Annotated in this window: 18 protein-coding genes; 7 read left to right on the top strand and 11 right to left on the bottom strand. The window is 60.6% G+C overall.

The genetic code is table 11. The annotated features are described in order from the left end of the window. Positions 1-3 precede the first annotated feature (3 nt). The 4 genes from IFT98_RS12865 to IFT98_RS12850 are packed head-to-tail and all read right to left on the bottom strand — an operon-like array spanning position 4 to position 2,939. The gene (locus IFT98_RS12865; RefSeq protein WP_122477588.1) at positions 4-879 is read right to left on the bottom strand and encodes a transporter substrate-binding domain-containing protein; all 876 of its coding nucleotides are present in this window, start codon (positions 877-879) and stop codon (positions 4-6) included. Then, the gene (locus IFT98_RS12860) at positions 876-1,637 is read right to left on the bottom strand and encodes an amino acid ABC transporter ATP-binding protein (protein ID WP_122797098.1); all 762 of its coding nucleotides are present in this window, start codon (positions 1,635-1,637) and stop codon (positions 876-878) included. Before IFT98_RS12860 ends, IFT98_RS12865 begins: the two co-directional genes overlap by 4 nt. Further along, on the bottom strand, positions 1,634-2,293 hold the full coding sequence (locus IFT98_RS12855; protein ID WP_122715629.1) for an amino acid ABC transporter permease: 660 nt from the start codon (positions 2,291-2,293) through the stop codon (positions 1,634-1,636). Before IFT98_RS12855 ends, IFT98_RS12860 begins: the two co-directional genes overlap by 4 nt. Further along, positions 2,274-2,939 (bottom strand): amino acid ABC transporter permease, encoded by a 666-nt coding sequence (locus IFT98_RS12850; protein ID WP_192049439.1) that lies wholly within the window; start codon positions 2,937-2,939, stop codon positions 2,274-2,276. Before IFT98_RS12850 ends, IFT98_RS12855 begins: the two co-directional genes overlap by 20 nt. Positions 2,940-3,334: 395 nt before the next feature. Between IFT98_RS12850 and IFT98_RS12845 the strand changes: the two genes are divergently transcribed. From IFT98_RS12845 to tal, 3 genes are all read left to right on the top strand, one after another. After that, positions 3,335-5,506, top strand: coding sequence for a TonB-dependent siderophore receptor (locus IFT98_RS12845; RefSeq protein WP_192049045.1), 2,172 nt, complete (start codon positions 3,335-3,337; stop codon positions 5,504-5,506). A gap of 468 nt (positions 5,507-5,974) precedes the next feature. Beyond that, complete coding sequence (gene dusA / locus IFT98_RS12840; protein ID WP_192049043.1) at positions 5,975-6,985, top strand: tRNA dihydrouridine(20/20a) synthase DusA; 1,011 nt, start codon at positions 5,975-5,977, stop codon at positions 6,983-6,985. Between the two features lie 180 nt (positions 6,986-7,165). Beyond that, entirely contained in the window at positions 7,166-8,095 is a 930-nt protein-coding gene (gene tal, locus IFT98_RS12835; RefSeq protein ID WP_122477480.1) for a transaldolase, read from the top strand. 76 nt (positions 8,096-8,171) lie between these two features. Here the strand turns inward: tal and rssC are convergent, their stop codons facing one another. Continuing rightward, positions 8,172-8,654 carry an anti-sigma factor antagonist RssC gene (gene rssC / locus IFT98_RS12830; protein WP_122477478.1) on the bottom strand — a complete coding sequence of 161 codons (483 nt, stop codon included), beginning with the start codon at positions 8,652-8,654 and terminating at the stop codon, positions 8,172-8,174. Further along, entirely contained in the window at positions 8,651-9,835 is a 1,185-nt protein-coding gene (rssB, locus tag IFT98_RS12825; protein ID WP_192049041.1) for a two-component system response regulator RssB, read from the bottom strand. The genes rssC and rssB overlap by 4 nt, the downstream gene beginning before the upstream one ends. 288 nt (positions 9,836-10,123) lie before the next feature. Here rssB and IFT98_RS12820 point away from each other — a divergent pair, with 288 nt between their 5' ends. Next, entirely contained in the window at positions 10,124-10,426 is a 303-nt protein-coding gene (locus IFT98_RS12820; protein WP_192049039.1) for a PilZ domain-containing protein, read from the top strand. Positions 10,427-10,481: 55 nt separating this feature from the next. On the opposite strand, the gene IFT98_RS12815 is transcribed toward IFT98_RS12820, so the two are convergent. After that, positions 10,482-11,183 carry an MlaA family lipoprotein gene (locus tag IFT98_RS12815; protein WP_122477473.1) on the bottom strand — a complete coding sequence of 234 codons (702 nt, stop codon included), beginning with the start codon at positions 11,181-11,183 and terminating at the stop codon, positions 10,482-10,484. A 270-nt stretch (positions 11,184-11,453) separates the two neighbouring features. On the opposite strand from IFT98_RS12815, the gene IFT98_RS12810 reads away from it, so the two are divergent. Continuing rightward, the gene (locus tag IFT98_RS12810) at positions 11,454-11,717 is read left to right on the top strand and encodes a DUF4404 family protein (RefSeq protein ID WP_122477471.1); all 264 of its coding nucleotides are present in this window, start codon (positions 11,454-11,456) and stop codon (positions 11,715-11,717) included. Positions 11,718-11,765: 48 nt separating this feature from the next. Here the strand turns inward: IFT98_RS12810 and queF are convergent, their stop codons facing one another. The 4 genes from queF to IFT98_RS12790 all read right to left on the bottom strand — a co-directional run bounded on the left by queF (position 11,766) and on the right by IFT98_RS12790 (position 15,915). Next, positions 11,766-12,596: an NADPH-dependent 7-cyano-7-deazaguanine reductase QueF gene (gene queF / locus IFT98_RS12805; RefSeq protein WP_192049037.1), complete on the bottom strand. Its 831-nt coding sequence runs from the start codon at positions 12,594-12,596 to the stop codon at positions 11,766-11,768. Between the two features lie 103 nt (positions 12,597-12,699). Continuing rightward, positions 12,700-13,944 carry a lipoprotein-releasing ABC transporter permease subunit gene (locus tag IFT98_RS12800; RefSeq protein ID WP_192049035.1) on the bottom strand — a complete coding sequence of 415 codons (1,245 nt, stop codon included), beginning with the start codon at positions 13,942-13,944 and terminating at the stop codon, positions 12,700-12,702. Positions 13,945-13,973: 29 nt separating this feature from the next. Further along, complete coding sequence (gene lolD, locus IFT98_RS12795) at positions 13,974-14,657, bottom strand: lipoprotein-releasing ABC transporter ATP-binding protein LolD (RefSeq protein ID WP_192049034.1); 684 nt, start codon at positions 14,655-14,657, stop codon at positions 13,974-13,976. A 7-nt stretch (positions 14,658-14,664) separates the two neighbouring features. Next, the gene (locus IFT98_RS12790; protein ID WP_192049032.1) at positions 14,665-15,915 is read right to left on the bottom strand and encodes a lipoprotein-releasing ABC transporter permease subunit; all 1,251 of its coding nucleotides are present in this window, start codon (positions 15,913-15,915) and stop codon (positions 14,665-14,667) included. Between the two features lie 95 nt (positions 15,916-16,010). Here IFT98_RS12790 and IFT98_RS12785 point away from each other — a divergent pair, with 95 nt between their 5' ends. Together IFT98_RS12785 and IFT98_RS12780 are read left to right on the top strand one after the other, a co-directional pair. Continuing rightward, complete coding sequence (locus tag IFT98_RS12785; protein WP_192049030.1) at positions 16,011-16,598, top strand: PilZ domain-containing protein; 588 nt, start codon at positions 16,011-16,013, stop codon at positions 16,596-16,598. Positions 16,599-16,625: 27 nt separating this feature from the next. After that, positions 16,626-17,348, top strand: coding sequence for a glycerophosphodiester phosphodiesterase (locus IFT98_RS12780; protein ID WP_192049028.1), 723 nt, complete (start codon positions 16,626-16,628; stop codon positions 17,346-17,348). The last annotated feature ends 29 nt before the right edge of the window (positions 17,349-17,377 follow it).

Below are 17,377 nucleotides of genomic sequence, written 5' to 3'. Positions count from 1 at the left end.
CCTTCACGGCTTCCAGCGACCACCCTCCACGATGACCAGATTAGGGTCGGTGTCCGCTGGCAAGTCCTTGCGCACGTACTGGTCATAAAGCTTGAGCAGGGCTTTCTCTTCACCCAGCTTGGCCAATTCGTCGTTCACCCAATCGCGCAGCTCGGTGTTGCCTTTCTTCACGGCCGGTGCGATAGGCGCCTCATCGCCTAGCTTCTGAGCGAGTACGCGGTAACCGGGGTTCTGTTTGGCCCAGTTGAACAGCACGAGGTTGTCCTGGGCATAGGCGTCGCCGCGGCCGCTGGCCAGGGCTTGCAGTGATTCGGAGTTCTTTTCGAACTTGAGCAGCTTCCAGTCAGGATGATTCTTGGTCAACCACAGATCGGCCGTGGTGCCGGTGGTGACGATGGTGGTCTTGTCGGCCAGGTCATCGAGCTTCTGTACGCTGCTGCCGTCTGCCACCAACGCCTGCACGGCGACACGCAGGTTCGGGTTGGTGAAGTCCACCGCCTGGCTACGCTCGGGTGTCACGGTCATGTTGGCCAGGATCAGGTCGACCTTGTCGCTCTGCAGAAACGGGATGCGGCTGGCCGGCTCGACGCTGACGAACTCGATTTTCTTCTCGTCACCCAGCAGGTCCTTGGCGAAGCGCTTGCCCAGGTCGGTGTCGAACCCGACGTATTCGCCTTGCTCATTGACGAAACCAAAGGGCGGTTTGTCGCTGAACACCCCGACGATCAGCTTGTCGCGGGCCTTGATGGTTTCCAGGTAGCTGGTGGCAGGTTTCGCCGTCGCGGCTGGGGTGGCGGCCTTGGGTTCGGCCGGTTTGTCGCAACCGGCCAGCAATCCTAGGGCGAGTACGGGTAGAACCAGGGCAGTTTTGAAGTTCACGATGCTTTCCTTTTCGGCATGTTTTCTACGTAGGAAAACCTTTCCAGGAACTGCTGCGCGCGTGCGGTCTGCGGGGCGCTGAAGAAGGTTTCGGGATCGTTCTGTTCCGCGATACGGCCGCGGTCCATGAACAGAATGCGGTCGGCCACCGCGCGGGCGAAGGCCATTTCGTGGGTAACGATGAGCATGGTCATGCCGCCCTGCGCCAGATCGAGGATCACCTCGAGGACTTCCTTGACCATTTCCGGATCCAGCGCAGCGGTGACTTCGTCGAACAGCATGACCTTGGGGTTCATGCACAGTGCCCGCACAATGGCTATCCGCTGCTGCTGGCCGCCCGACAGCTCGCGGGGGTAGGCGTTGGCGCGTTCGGCCAGGCCAACCCGAGCCAGCAGCGCCTCGGCCTGCTGCCGCGCTTCCCGGGCATCGCGCTTCTGCACTTGCAGCGGCCCCAGCAGCACGTTCTGCAGCACGGTCATGTGAGGAAACAGGTGATAGCTCTGAAACACCATGCCGATCTGCTGACGCACGCGGCGCCAGTCCGCATTGGCAGGCAGCAACTGCCCATCGAAAGTGAAGGTACCGCTGTGGCCCAGCTCCAGGCCGTTCAAGCAGCGCAGCAAGGTGCTCTTGCCGCAGCCGCTGGGGCCCAGGATCACCACCACCTCGCCTTCGGTCACCCGCAGATCGATGTCAGTCAGCACCGGTGTATCGGCGAATTTCTTGCTGAAGCTTGCGAGTTCGATCAATGCGCTCATGCGTGATTCCAGCGCCGTTCAAGCACGCGGGAAGCGGCCGACAGCGGATAGCAGACGATAAAAAAGAAGACAAACAGAAAGCCGTAGATCAGCACCGACTCGTAGGTGCGCTCGATGATCTGCTGGCCCACCTTGGTAATGTCGACAACGCCGATCAGCACCGCCAGCGAACTGGTTTTGAGCAAACGGGTGCAGACGTTGATGACCGGCGGCGTGAGGCGCTTGAGCGCCTGGGGCAGCAATACCCGACCGTACAACTGGCCCAGGCCCAGGCCGATGGCCAGTCCTGCCTCGCGCTGCCCGCGGGGTATGGAGCGCAGCGCGCCACGCACGACTTCGCCAATCTCGCTGGCGCCCCACAGCGACAACACCAGCACCGCGCACCAGAACGCAGGCAGGCTGACGCCGAAGAAGATCGGCAGGCCAAAGAAGAACAGGTACAACCAGACCAGTACCGGAATGGCACGAAACAGCTCCAGGTAGACCCTCAGCGGCACGTCCAGCCAGCGCTTGCCCAGGCTGCGCAGCACGCCATAGAACAGGCCGCCGACACTGCTGAACAGGATCGCAAGCGCGGAAATACCCAAGGTGCGACCGGCCCCGGTCAGCAGTTGAGGTGCCGATACCCAGAGCAGCTCAAGACCCGAACTGGCCATGTTGGAGCCTCCTTTCCAGCAGGCCCAGCAGCAACGACAGCGGCAAGAACAACAGCACGCACAACCCGGTCATCACTGCCAGCATCTCGTAGGTCTTGTAATACAGAGCGATGTAACTCTTGGTGGTGTAGAGAATTTCCGACACGGCAACGGCCGACACCACCGTGGTCTCCTTGAGCAGGAACACAAAGTTGGCGAACAGCGCAGGCAAGCTGAGAATGCCTGCCTGGGGCAGCACTACATGGCGCAACAGCTGCCAGCGCGACAGACCGATGGACAGGCCAGACTCAATCTCCGACTTGGGCACCGCTTCGATGCCCGCGCGCAGTATTTCGGTCAGGTACGCACCTCCCATGAACGTCATGGCAATGACCGCCGCCGCGAAACCGGAAATCCGCACGCCCAGAGCGGGTAAGGCGAAGTAGATGAAGAACAGCTGAATCAGCAGCGGCGTATTCCGCGCAAGCTCGACGTACAGCGGCACGAGCCGATGCAGCACCGGGACCCGGAACGTGGCGATGGCCGCGTTGAGCACCGCGACGGCGAGTGAGCTCAGGATGGCGATCAAGCCGACTTGCAAAGTGACCCCCACGGCGCGCGCAAAAGCGGGAAGCGTGGACAACGCGAACGCGTAGTCGAAGGTCATCGGTTGACCTCCAGACGTGTTGAAACAGATAAAGCGAACATCGGAAAGCGCCTGCGTCTGGCTTGCGGTCGCTGAGTGTAATCGACCGTTTTCAATCCAATTAATACTGAATAAACATAAGCTTAGACGGTGATCGTCAGGCCGCTCTTGCGTGGCGGACTTGACGGTCATGATCGCCACTAGCGCTTGTAGTGACAGTTCAAGAGGGGCAATGCGAGGCGCCCTGCTCTCGGGTCGAGCATCTAAGGGGTGTAGCTTTCCAACAGATATTCCCAACAAAATATGAATAATAACCATTCCTATTTGTTACAGTTCTGCTTGTGCTGATCGTCGAGACGGAGGCGCGGCCTGATTTCGTCCTTCAGGCAAACAACGTTTAACGCACAGGAGTCCCCATGCCGGCAAAAAAAATCTTTGCCTATCACCCGCTGACACTGGCGATGCTACTCAGTGGCCTGCCACTGAGCACGACCTACGCCGCCGACAGCGCCAGCGCTGCCATATCCAACGCCACCCTGGAGCTGCAGGAAACCACCATCGATGCCCAGGCCCTGGAAAACCCGACTGGCCGGATCCGTGGACCTGTGGCGACTCGCAGCACCAGCGCAAGCAAGACCGACTCGGCGATCAAGGATATTCCTCAGTCGATTTCGGTCATCACCCGCGACGAGATGGACAACCGCAAGACCGACACCTTGGCCGAGGCCTTGAGCTACACGCCAGGCGTGATCGCGCAGCCAGGCGGGTTCAGCCGTGTAGCCGACGACTTCGTGATCCGTGGCTTCAACGTCGGTTCAGGCACCGGCGGCATTCTGCGCGACGGGATGAAACTGCAAGGCAGCGTGTATGACGGAGGCATCGAACCCTACGGCCTGGAGCGCGTGGAAGTGGTCAAGGGTGCTTCTTCTGTGTTGTACGGCCAACTGTCGCCGGGCGGTCTGCTCAACACCATCACCAAGCGCCCGACCGACACGCCCCTGCATGAAGTCAATGTCGAATACGGCAGCCATGCGCGCAAACAGTACAGCTTCGACCTGGGCGGCCCGATCGACGACGCCGGACAGTTCTCCTATCGCCTGACCGGCCTTTGGCGCGACAGTGGCACCCAGACCACCGATACCGACGACGACCGCCGCTACATCGCACCCGCCTTCACCTGGCGCCCGAACGACAGCACCTCGCTGACGGTCTTGGCCAACTACCAGGAAACCCGCACCGGCTTTGCACCACCGCTGGATTTCGACCTGACCACCTCGTCCAGCACTCGCTACCCCAAGGTCGACCGCGACCTGTTCACCGGCGAGCGCGGCTTCGATCACTACAACAACTACTCGACCAGTCTGGGCTACCTGTTCGAACACGATTTCACACCTGACTTGAAAATCCGCCATTCGCTACGCCACTTCGAGGCGGACCTGAGCTGGGACTACATGCAGATCGCTGATACCGGCAGCGCCGCCCTGCGCAACCGAGGCCAGCTGGCGCGCCGACCTAGCATCCGCCGCGAGCGCTCGGAAGGCTGGACCAGCGACAACAACGTACAATGGACCCTCGACAGCGGCCGCTGGCAGCACGTCCTGCTGGCGGGCGTGGACTACTACCACAAGACCTACGACTCTCATCGCTTCGCTGGCGCCAACTCCATGTTCAGTCCGGCCAATCCGGTGTACGGCGCTGCGACCAACGTCACAACTGCCAACACTGGCTCGGACCTGCACAGCGCTCAGACCGGCGTCTACCTGCAAGACCAGATCAAGTTCGACGACAAGTGGGTTCTACTGCTGGGCGGTCGTCAGGATTGGGCCGAAAGCCGAACCTACAGCTTCGCCACTGGCGCTCGCACGCCGCGCGATGACAAGAAAGCCACCGGCCGTGTCGGCCTGGTCTACCAGGCTGACAACGGGCTCGCGCCTTATGTCAGCTGGAGCCAGTCGTTCCTGCCGGCCAACGTCTTCAACGCCAACGCCAACACCTCGTTCGATCCGACAGAGGGCGAGCAGTACGAGATCGGTGTGCGCTACACCCCGCCCGGTACCACGGCGCTGCTGAGCGCCGCGGTCTACGACCTCAAGCAGAAAAACTCCCTGAGCACCGACCTCACCGGCAACACCGTGCAGTTCGGTGAAACCCGCTCACGCGGTGTGGAGCTTGAGGCCAAAGCGGAGATCACCGCGAACCTGAGCGCCACTGCGTCATACACCTACACCGACGCGAAGATCACCGACGATGCGGTGTCCACCCGCATAGGTACGCGCATCGACGGCGTGCCGTATCACATGGCCAACCTGTGGGCCGACTACCGCTTGACTGCCTTGGGCCTGCCTCAGGTCGTGGTCGGCGGCGGCGCCCGCTACATGGGCACCAGCCGTACGTCCAGCTCGGACGCCAACGAGAAGGTCTCCGCCTACACCCTGTTCGACGCGAAAGTCACCTATGAAGTCGACAAGAACTGGACCGTGGCCATGAAGGCGCAAAACGTCGCCAACGAGAAGTACCTGTTCTGCAACGTCTCGTGCCGCTACGGCGACGAGCGAGCGCTGATCGGTTCGGTCAACTATCGCTGGTAAGGGCTGATCAGGCACACGTCGACCAGCCTCTTTGGCTGGTATCAGGTTCGCCTGGTAGCTTGGGCTTTGTATCTGTCACGCACTGGAAACGAAGAACACAGGTGTACGGCACACATGCCTCTTCGAACCGGGCGCTCATTTCTTCCAGGCTCAAGGTCAAGCCAGTGTCTATGCCAGACAGACGTTCGATGGCCAGGCGTTCAGAACGCAGATCCTCAAGGTCATCCTGCAGCGCTTGATAAGCGACCTGTTTTCGCACGAACGACCGAGTGTCTTGGTAGACTTGTCTCCCGTCACGTTTCCTACGGAGCCGACCTGCATAGCAAACACCTCGCCAGCCCGTTTTCGTCCTCGAATAACGGCCCCGGCGAAAGTGGTTAAGGTCATTGTACGGTGGTAAAACTTACTACTCACCCCACGAAAACGTCCGAAAACGCCCGAAAACTGGTACAAAACGCGCAGAGTAAAATGGTACAGAATGTAGCTGAAACGCCCGTCACGCCTGGCCTGGAGCCCTCCCGCCGCTTCAGCGTGGCGCCCATGATGGATTGGACCGACCGCCACTGTCGCTACTTCCTGCGCCTGCTCTCGCGGCACACCCTGCTCTACACCGAAATGGTCACCACTGGCGCCTTGCTCAATGGCGATCACGAGCGCTTTCTGCGCTACGACGACGCCGAGCACCCCATCGCGCTGCAGTTGGGTGGAAGCACGCCGAACGATCTAGCCGCGTGCGCGCGCATGGCGCAGGCGCACGGTTACGACGAGGTCAATCTGAACGTGGGCTGTCCCAGCGATCGCGTGCAGAACAACATGATCGGCGCCTGCCTCATGGCGCACCCTGCGCTGGTGGCCGACTGCGTCAAGGCCATGCGTGATGCGGTGTCGATTCCGGTCACGGTCAAGCACCGCATCGGTATCAATGGCCGCGACAGCTATGAGGCGTTGTGTGATTTCGTCGGGCAGGTGCGCGAAGCTGGCTGCCGCAGTTTTACCGTGCACGCACGGATCGCCATCCTTGAAGGCCTGTCGCCCAAGGAAAACCGTGATATCCCCCCATTGCGCTATGACATTGCCGAGCGATTGAAGGCGGATTTCCCGGACCTGGAGGTGATACTCAACGGCGGCATCAAGACGCTGGAAGCCTGCGCCGAGCATCTGCAGACTTTCGATGGTGTGATGCTGGGACGCGAGGCCTATCACAACCCATACCTGTTGGCGCAGGTCGACCAGCAGTTGTTCGGCAGCGATGCGCCGGTGATCAGCCGTTTCGACGCGCTGCGGCAGATGCGGCCCTACATCGCCGCACATATCGCGTCAGGCGGTGCCATGCACCACGTTACCCGGCACATGCTCGGTTTGGGTACGGGCTTTCCCGGCGCGCGCAAATTCCGCCAGCTGCTGTCGGTGGACATCCACAAGGCCGATGACCCACTGGCGCTGCTCGATCAGGCCGGGACATTGCTCGAAGGGCGCTGATCGCCCAACGATGCATCATTGGCCGGATCGGAGCGCATACTCGATCCATTGAACCGTCGCGCGGCGCGACACTCGAACGTAGGTCTTTCCGCCGCCCTCCCCCTGCTGCACGCCCTTGGCCCTTGAGCCGGACGCAGCGCTCGGGTAACGTCATTCATTCGCACAGGACAGAGCACGCTCATGACTTCCAAGCTGGAACAACTCAAGCAAATGACCACCGTGGTCGCCGACACCGGCGACTTCGACGCCATCTCCAAGCTCAAGCCGGTCGACGCCACCACCAACCCGTCGCTGCTGCTCAAGGCTGCCTCGCTGGAGGCCTACAAGGACATGCTGCGCAAGACCATCAGCGACAGCAACGGTGATGTCGGCTTGGCGTCGGACACCTTCGCGGTCGCCGTGGGTACCGGGATCCTCAAGGCCATCCCAGGCCGCATTTCCACCGAAGTGGACGCGCGCCTGTCTTTCGACGAGCAGGCCCTGCTGGCCAAGGCCAGCCAGATCATCGACCTGTACGAAAAGGCCGGTGTCGGTCGCGAACGTGTGCTGATCAAGCTGGCCTCCACCTGGGAAGGCATTCGTGCCGCCGAGAAGCTGGAAAAGGCAGGCATTCAGTGCAACCTGACCTTGCTGTTCTCCTTCGCCCAGGCGCAAGCGTGCGCCGATGCCGGTGTGTTCCTCATCTCGCCGTTCGTGGGTCGCATCTACGACTGGTACAAGAAATCCACCGGCCAGGAATACACCGGTTCCGACGATCCAGGCGTGCAGTCGGTGACCCGCATCTACAACTACTACAAAGCCAACGACTACAAAACTGTGGTCATGGGCGCCAGCTTCCGCAACATCAACCAGATCGAGCAACTGGCCGGTTGTGATCGCCTGACCATCAGCCCCGAGCTGCTGCACAAGCTGGCAGAAGATGAAGGCACGCTGGAGCAGAAACTCAAACCAGGCAATGCCGGCGAACCCAAGCAGATTTTGACCGAGGCGCAGTTCCGCTGGGCGTCGAACGAAGACGCGATGGCCACGGAAAAACTGGCTGAGGGCATTCGTCAATTCGCTCGCGATCAGGAAAAACTCGAAACCTTGCTGACCGCCAAGGTTTCCTGATTCCAGACTGCCGTACACAAAAAAGGCGACCGCAAGGTCGCCTTTTTTCGTAGCCGAGCGAATCGCTCGAAAATCGTCAGCTGCGTTCGAGCGCGTTGACCAGATCGTGGAAGGCTTCGCGGTTGGACTCGTTCAAGCCCATGAGAATCTTGTGCGCTTCCAGCACCTTGGCCCTGACCACATCTTCGGACAGATCCTGTGAAGGCAGGTCCGTCAGGCAATCGGGGCAAGGAATCGGGCGACCGACGATGTTGAACACCTGATCGAAACCCATCGACTGCAGCAGGCGCGTGATGTCCTCGTGGGTCGTCACTACCGTGGGCAGCAGTCCGACTTTTTGACGAGACATGATCGACAACTTGGCCAGCAAGCCCAAGGTGGTGCTGTCGATGCTGCGGGTCTCGGTCAGGTCGATCACGATGGCTGAAAAGTCCAGAGCGGTGAAGATCCGCTCTATTGTCGCATCCAGCGCCGAGCATAGCGTGAGGCGCACCTCACCCACGAATTTCAACACGAACGTGCCGCTTTGTTCCGCAAACTGGATTCTACCAGTACTCATGCAAGGTTCCTGCTCAGCACCATCAGGGCGATATCATCCGGCATCTCCCCGAGTGTGGCCAGTCCAAACTTTTGCCGCAAGCCATCCAGGCTGCCGCCCGCTGCACTGACGATTTCAGGCAATGCAGCTTCTTTTTCCTTCAGCGTTTCGCCCGGCAGCAGGTCCAGTATCCCATCGGAAAGCAGGGTAAGGCTGAACTGCTCCGGCAACGCCATGACGTGATCGGTATACGTGGCTTCGTTGAACAGACCCACCGGCAGGCCGCGCCCCTGCAGGTACTGCGTTTGCTCGGGGGTGTACAGCACTGGAAGCGGCAAATGCCCGCCGATGCTGTAGGTCAACAGCCCGGTGTGCTCGTCGATCACCCCGCCAACCATGGTGACATGCTTGCCCAGGCGGGTGTTGATCAAACCCCGGTTGATATGGCCCAACACGTCCGACGGCTTGAATTCGGGCATCGAACCACCGCGCCTTGATTCGAACATGAGGCGGGTGGTCATGAATTTCAACAGCACCGTGACGAATGCCGACGAAGCGCCGTGGCCGGATACGTCGGCCAGATAGAACGCCACGCGGTGCTCATCGACGCGGAAATAGTCGACGAAATCGCCTGACAGGTACAGCGACGGGATGATCTGGTGTTCGAAGCGGAAGCCGTCGGTGCTCCAGGGACTCTGCGGCAGCATGTTCATCTGCACTTGCCGGCCGGCAGTCTGGTCTTCCTGCAGCAGATGCAGGCTGGCTTCCAGTTCACGATTGGCCGTTTCCAGCTTCTCGCGGTAGCGACGATTTTCCAGCAGCAGCCGCGAGCGATCCAGGGCCCGGCGAACCGAATGCTCGAGCACGGCCAGATCTTCAAGAGGCTTTATCAGGTAATCGGCGGCGCCCAGGCGCAACGCTTCGACTGCGTCATTCATAACCCCGGCACCGGACAGCACGATCACCGGGATATCGGGAGAACGCTCGGTTACCTGGCGAATCAATTCAAGGCCGCCGACCTGCGGCATGCGCAGGTCACAGATGACGAGATCGGGCTGTTGTTGCTCGAATACCTGAAGGCCCTGCAGGCCATTGTTCGCCTGCAGCACGCTGAAGCTGCTGTCTTCGAGGTAGGCCGCAAGGCTTGCGCGCACCACATCGTCGTCATCGATGATCAGCAGCGTTGCACTGGTTTTCTGCATGTGGGCAAACGGCGCCAGAAATTGGTTGTCGTAAGTAGGTCAGCAAGGTAAAAACTGGGCGAACAAAGCAATGCATCGCCTACCTTTACTTCTAGCCTCTCGCGGAGGCGAATACAAGCGCTGGGTGCCCTGAGCATTCGGATGCAGAGGTGCGTTGTAAGGCGCAGACGGTACTCCCATCCGGCAGGCGTTTCAAGGGTGTTGCGACACGGGCCAAGGCGGGCCGACCGGCCTATTACCTTGGGTTATAAAAACGTCAACAATAGCAACCAGATCGAAGGACAAACCATGAGCCACAGTGATCGTGACTACAGTGAGAAACGTGATTTCATCCGCATGACCGTGGATGCAAAGGTCGACCTCAGGGTCGGCGACGTTGTCGTTCCCGCCGTATGCAAGGATCTTTCGAGCACCGGTATGCAGCTGGAAGCCCAGACTCGATTAAGCGTAGGAGATCAGGTTGGCGTCCATTTGCCTTCCAACCATCCCACGCTCAGCGATCTGGACATCCAGGCGGAAGTGATACGTGTAGAAAGCTCGAAGCAGGATGGTATGCAGATCATAGGCCTGCACACATTGAGCATGGACTGAACGCCGCGCATGAAAAAGGCGACCCTCGGGTCGCCTTTTTCATGCCTGGTAACAATTAAAAATCGTCTTCCACTTGGCCATCTTTGACACGGAATTCGCGGTTCTGCAGGTAGGCGTTACGCAGGAAGATGTACTTGTCGCCGTTGATCAGCTTTTCGGCAGACAACAGGCTGGCGCGTGTATCGACCAGGTTCACGCCCAGCGTGGTATTGCGGGTCGGCACATGGTCGATGTAGCGATACGGTGAGGTATAGGTATCGGGATACTTGGCGAACGCATCGCGCACGGTGCTTGGTCCCATCAGCGGCAGAACCACATAAGGCCCGCTGCTGACGCCCCAGTAGCCCAGGGTCTGACCGAAATCCTCATCGCTGCGCTGCAGGCCCATCTTGGTGCCCACATCGAAGAAGCCGAACAAGCCGAACGTGGTGTTGAAGATCAGGCGCGCAGTGTCGGTACCGGCAGCGGCAGGCTTGAGCTGCATGACGTTGTTGGCCAGGTTGCCGACGTCGCCGATGTTGCTGAATACGTTGTGAATGCCGTCTTCCAGAAACTGCGGCGTGATCCACTGGTAGCCCTGAGCGATGGGCTTCAGCGCGTAGGTATCCAAGGTATCGTTGACCCGGAAAATCGCACGATTGACCGGCTCCCACGGATCTTCTTCGGCGGCCTGTGCTACCACGGGCGCCACGGCAAGTCCCAGGAGCAGACAGGCTCCAGCCACTCGGTCGATGACAGCTGAACCGGTCAGACGCATACGTGTTACTCCTTGAGATACGATTGGGTCGCATGCGACCGCCAACAAAATATGGCCCAGTATAAAGTGTCCAGGCCGGATTAGGCAGTGCACTGGCAAACGCAGCGCTGCCGATCAATCCTCGACATACCCATGCCAGACTACGTGCTCGCTCTCGAGTTCATTCGCAGCCCCGTTCCAACGGTATGGAATTCCAATGATGCGACCTGACACGGACCTTTGCGCACGTGCCGCGGTCCATGTAAGTGCCTATCACTCAAGGAGAACGTCATGCCAGCCCGCGAATTGCAGGAACAACTCGATGAACTGCGCGAGCAACTGGAAAAGAACCAGACGCTATCGCTCGAAGAGCGCGAAGACATGCGCGTCCTGATGGAACAGATCAAGGCGCGCATGGAGCTGGAAAATGCCACGGCGGACCCGTCGGTCGCCGACAGCGTGAACCTGGCCGTCGAACGCTTCGAAGTCGATCACCCTGGCGTGGCCGGCGCACTGCGCAATATCGTGCAGACGCTCGGCAACATCGGTATCTGAAGACTGCGCAACTGCAGCGGCCTGCCCAAGCGGCTGCTGGATGCACCCTTACTGGCGAACCAGCCGGCCATTGGCGACAGGCAGCGCGTCAGTGCTGCGGTAAGGGTTGATGTCCAGGCCGCCGCGGCGTACGTAGCGCGCGAACACAGTCAGTTTCTCCGGCTGCATGAGCCTCTGCAGATCGGTGAAAATCCGCTCGACACACTGCTCGTGGAAATCGGAGTGCTGACGAAAGCTGACCAGATAGGCCAGCACGCTGGCGTGGTCCAGCGCCGGGCCTCTGTATGCGATACACACGCTGCCCCAGTCCGGCTGGCTGGTGACCGGGCAATTGGACCGCAGCAGATGGCTATGGATGGTTTCTTCCACAATAGAGCTCGGGTCGCAACGCAGCAACTCAGGCTGTGGGTGATCGTAGCTGCTGACCGTGATGTCCAACTCGTCGATGCACACCCCGGGCAATTGAACCACGCCCTCCGCTTGGACATCTGCCAAGCGGCGCACCTTGACGCCCACCGTCTTGCCGGCAGCCCCGGAAAGGTCCGCCACCAGCACGGTCTGCAGGTCATCGATCGACGCAAACGACGTCTGGTTAAGCGAATTCAGGTACAGCTTGAACGACTTGGATTCGATGATGTTCGGTGAATCCGCAGGAATGCTGAACTCACCAATGGCCACGACCGGCTTGCCCGAAGGCAGCAACCAGGAAAGCTCGAAGCAGTTCCACACGTCCACGCCGGTATAGGGCAGGGTTTCCGCGCTCAAGCCCAGTTCGGCCCACTTTGCTGCACGGGGAATGGGGAACAGCAACGAGGGGGTGTAGGTGGAAACGTACTCGCTGGACTTGCCCAGGGGAGAATGTTCGGCTGCGGGATGCATGAAATAAACCTGACTGAATGAACGACGGCAGTTTAGCGAATTTGCCGCGTTGCTGCATGGCGACGACGGCGCGGCTGCACGACCGCACCGTGGTCGTCATGGATCATTCGTAGCGCAAGGCGTGCGCCGGTTCGATCTGTGAGGCTCGATACGCGGGGTAGATGGTCGCAAGGAAGCTCAGCAGCAGCCCTGCCCCGCAGATCAGCATGACATCTCCACCTTGCAGCTCTGAGGGTAGATTGCTGATGAAATACACGTCCGAGGTGAAGATGTGCTGGCCGCTGATGCGCTCCACCCAGCCGACGATGGCGCTGACGTTGATCGCGGCGATGACGCCCAGCACACCGCCGATCACGGTGCCGGCAACGCCGATGACCGTACCCTGGACCATGAAGATCCCCATGATCTGCCTCGGTGTGGCGCCGATGGTACGCAAGATGGCGATGTCCGCGCCCTTGTCGTTCACCACCATGATCAGGGTGGCAATGATGTTGAACGCCGCCACCGCAACGATCATCAGCAGCAGCAAGCCAATCATGGTCTTCTCCATTTTCATGGCACTGAACAGACTGCCCTGGGTGTGGGTCCAGTCGTCGGCCTTATAGGCCGTGCCCAGGTCCTTGACGATGGCCGCACTGACCTCGGGCGCCGTGTACAGGTCCTTGAGCTTGAGCCGCACACTCTGCACCTGACCCGGCTGCCAGCGCTGCATTTCGGCCGCATCCGCCGCATTGATCAGGCCCATGGAGCCATCGAGTTCGGCGCCGACCTTGAACACGCCGACCACGTTCAGGCGCTGCATGCGCGGGGTGATGCCACCCGGCGCGGTGCTGACTTCCGGCACGATGAGGGTGATCTTGTCGCCCACATTCAAGCGGAAGCGCCTGGCGGTGATTTCACCGACGACGACGCCGAATTCGCCTGGCTTGAGATCGTCCAGGCGTCCCTGGACGATGTGGTCGGCGACGATCGACACCTCGCCCTCGCGGGCCGGATCGACACCGCTGATCTGGATCGGCTGCATCATGCCCTTGTACGAGAGCATGCCATCGAGCTCGGTGAACGGCACGGCCGCCAGCACTTCGGGGTTTTTCATGGCGGCGGCAGCCACGGGGCGCCAATCGTCCAGCGGCTTCACGCCCTGGATCATGGCGTGGGGCACCATGCCCAAGATGCGCGAGCTCATTTCGCGCTGGAAGCCGTTCATCACCGACAGCACCACGATCATCGCCAACACGCCCAGAGCAAGGCCGATCATCGAGGTCATGGAGATGAACGAAATGAAGTTCTTGCGTCGCTTGGCGCGGGTGTAGCGCAAGCCGATGAAAATTGACAAGGGTCTGAACATGCAGAGGTAACCCGTTAGAAAAGAAGAAGCTAGATCGGCACCAGACGCCCGTCTTCCAGACGCAGTACGCGGTCCATCTGTCGTGCCAGGCTCAGATCATGGGTGACCACCAGGAACGCGGTGCGCAGCGAGACGCTTAGCTCGAGCATCAAGTCCTGAATGCCTTGCGCGGTGTGGTTGTCGAGGTTGCCTGTGGGCTCGTCGAGCATCACCAGCCCCGGCGTGTTCACCAAGGCGCGGGCGATGGCCACGCGCTGACGTTCGCCGCCAGACAGCTCCGCCGGCTTGTGCTGCAGCCGATGCCCCAGGCCTACCCGCTCCAGCAGCGCAGTGGCGCGCTGTTTGGCCTCGGGGATGGCGGTCTTGCCGATCAGCAGCGGCATGCAGACGTTTTCCAGCGCGGTGAATTCGGGCAACAGGTGGTGAAACTGGTAGACGAAACCCAAGGCACGATTGCGCAGCAGCCCGCGAGCGCGCTCGTTCAACGCCGAAAGCTCTTCACCCGCCAGCCACACGCTGCCGCGGCTGGGCGTATCGAGCCCGCCAAGCATGTTGAGCAAGGTGCTCTTGCCCGAACCGGAGCTGCCGACGATAGCCACGCGCTCACCGGCGTGCAGCTCAAGTTGCAGGTTGTCCAGCACGACCACGGATTCAGGGCCTTCCTCGTAGGATTTGCCCAGGTTGCGACAACTCAATACTGCTTGTTCACTCATGCCCGACTCACTCATAACGTAACGCCTCCGCCGGCTGGGTACGCGCAGCACGCCAGGCCGGATACAAGGTGGCGAGGAAACTCAGGACCAATGCCGCGCCGCAGACCATGAACACATCCTTGGCCATGAGCTGCGAAGGCAGGTAATCGATGAAGTAGACATCGGCATTGAGAAATTTGTGGCCGATGGCTTTTTCCAGCAGGGCAATGGCAGCGCTGACGTTCAAGGCCGCCAGAATCCCGACCACGGCGCCGATCAAGGTGCCGACCACGCCGATCACCGTGCCCTGGACCATGAAGATCCGCATGATCTGCCCGGGCGTCGAGCCCAGGGTGCGCAGAATGGCGATATCGCCCTTCTTGTCGTTGACCACCATCACCAATGTGGAAATGATGTTGAACGCGGCCACGGCCACGATCAGCAGCAACAGCAGGCCGATCATGGCTTTCTCCATGCCGATGGCCTGGTAGAGATTGCCGTGGGTACGGGTCCAGTCGCGCGCATAGTAGGTCTGGTCACCCAACTGCTTGGCGATTTGCCAGGAAACCCGCGGAGCCTGGAACAGATCTTCGAACTTCAAGCGCAGCCCCTGAACCTCGCCCGCTTTCCAGCGGTGCAGCTTGCCCAGGTCTTCGAGGTTGGCCAGGCCCAGGTAGCCGTCGAGCTCGCCGGCGCCGACGTGAAAGATGCCGGTCACGGTGAAGCGCTTCATGCGCGGGAACATGCCGGCCGGGGTGACCGTGACTTCAGGTGCCACGAAGGTAACCTTGTCACCCACACCCACACCCAGCTTGGTCGCGGCCTTGTCGCCGATCATCAGGCCGAACTCGCCGGCCTTGAGGTCATCGACCCTGCCCTGCTTGACGAAGGCGTCGATGATCGAGACGTTGTGTTCCTGCGCAGGGTCGATGCCATTGAGCAGGATTTTCTGCACCTGGCCGGCATGGGTCAGCAGCCCCTGCATCTGGGTGAACGGCGCGACTGCCGCCACCTGCGGGTTCTGCCGGACCTGAGCCGCCAGCGCCGGCCAGTCGGCGATGGGCTGGCCGGATTCGACGGTGGCGTGGGGCACCATGCCCAGCACGCGAGTGCGCATCTCGTGATCGAAGCCGTTCATCACCGACAGCACCACGATCATCACGACCACGCCCAGGGCGAGGCCGATCATCGAGGTGAGGGAGATGAACGACACGAAATGATTGCGCCGCTTGGCACGGGTGTAACGCGCGCCAATGAAAACGAAAAGAGGTCTGAACATGTCGGGGCTTGTTCGGGTGAAAGAGGAGACGTCCTGCTGGCAGGGCGTGACGAGCAGCTTTACACTCGGACCATCGCCTCTACCCTGGGTTCGTCATGTCGACATCAGATGAAGAAGATCGCCGCGAATACTATCGCATCGATGACCGCATCGCACTGGAAATCACCATACTCCCGGCCAGCGAGACGGCGGGTGAAGACATGTTGCAGGATGCGTCGCCGCTGTTCGACCTGCTTGGCGAAATGCACCTGGCCGAGTTCGAAACCCAGCATCTGCTGCGCCAGCTCGGCGAAGCCGACCGTGCGGTGGAAGCCGTGCTCAAGGCCCAGAACAAGCGCATCGACCTGCTCAGTCAGATGGTTGCGCAGACACTTCTGGAGCGTATCGGCGAGGCCCGGCCAGTGGTGCTGTCCGAAGGCGGCCTGGCGTTCTTCCAGCAACAGCCAATGGTGGAGCATACGCGCCTGGCGTTGCGGATCGCGCTGATGCCGCAAGCGCTGGGGCTATCACTCAAGGCAAGCGTCACCAACTGCATCGCAGTGGGCAACGACCAGTTCGAGATCGGTACCCAATTCGTCGACATCAGTGATGCCCAACGCCAGCTGCTCGCCCGTTACATCCTGCACAAGCAGCAAGTCCAACGGCGTCAGGCGCGTGAGCGGCAAGACGCGACCACCGATTGACCCACCCTTCTCATTCAAGGAGCGAACGTGACGCTTATCTATGGCCATCGCGGTGCCAAGGGCGAAGCCCCGGAAAATACCCTCGCAAGCTTCAAGCAATGCCTGGAACACGGTGTGCGCCGATGCGAGCTGGACCTGCATCTGTCCAGGGACGGCGAACTGATGGTCATCCATGACCCGACCCTCAAGCGCACCACCGGCCGTGGCGGCAAGGTCGTCGAGCACGATGCACAGGCGCTGACCAGCTATGACGCGCGCAAGGGTGGGCCGGGATGGGTGTCACCCTGCCCCATTCCACGCCTCGAGGAACTGTTCGAACACTGCGCTTTCGATCACTGGCAGCTGGAAGTGAAGAGCGCATCGCGTACGCGCGCCGCCACTACCGTGCTGGCTATCCGCGAGCTGGCACAACGCATGAATCTGCTGGACAAGATCACCATTACCTCCAGCTCACGGGAAGTGCTGCGCGCAGCCCTGGAGTTGACGCCGGACGTGGCCCGCGGGTTGGTAGCCGAATACGCCTGGCTGGACCCGATCAAGGTTGCGCAAGGTTATGGGTGCGAGCTGCTCGCCTTGAACTGGACGCTGTGCACACCCGAGCGCCTGCTCAAGGCCCAGCGCCAGGGTCTGCATGTGTCGGTATGGACGGTCAACGAGCCTGCACTGATGCGCAGGCTCGCCGACTTCGGCGTGGACAGCCTGATTACAGACTTTCCCGGTTTGGCCAGCGCCACCCTCGAGAATCGCTGAAATCGGTCTCCCCGGCCGGCTCAGGCCAC

It is taken from the genome of Pseudomonas sp. CFBP 8770 (assembly GCF_014841705.1).
In the GTDB taxonomy this organism is placed as follows: domain Bacteria; phylum Pseudomonadota; class Gammaproteobacteria; order Pseudomonadales; family Pseudomonadaceae; genus Aquipseudomonas.
This window is presented reverse-complemented; position numbering and strand designations above follow the sequence as displayed.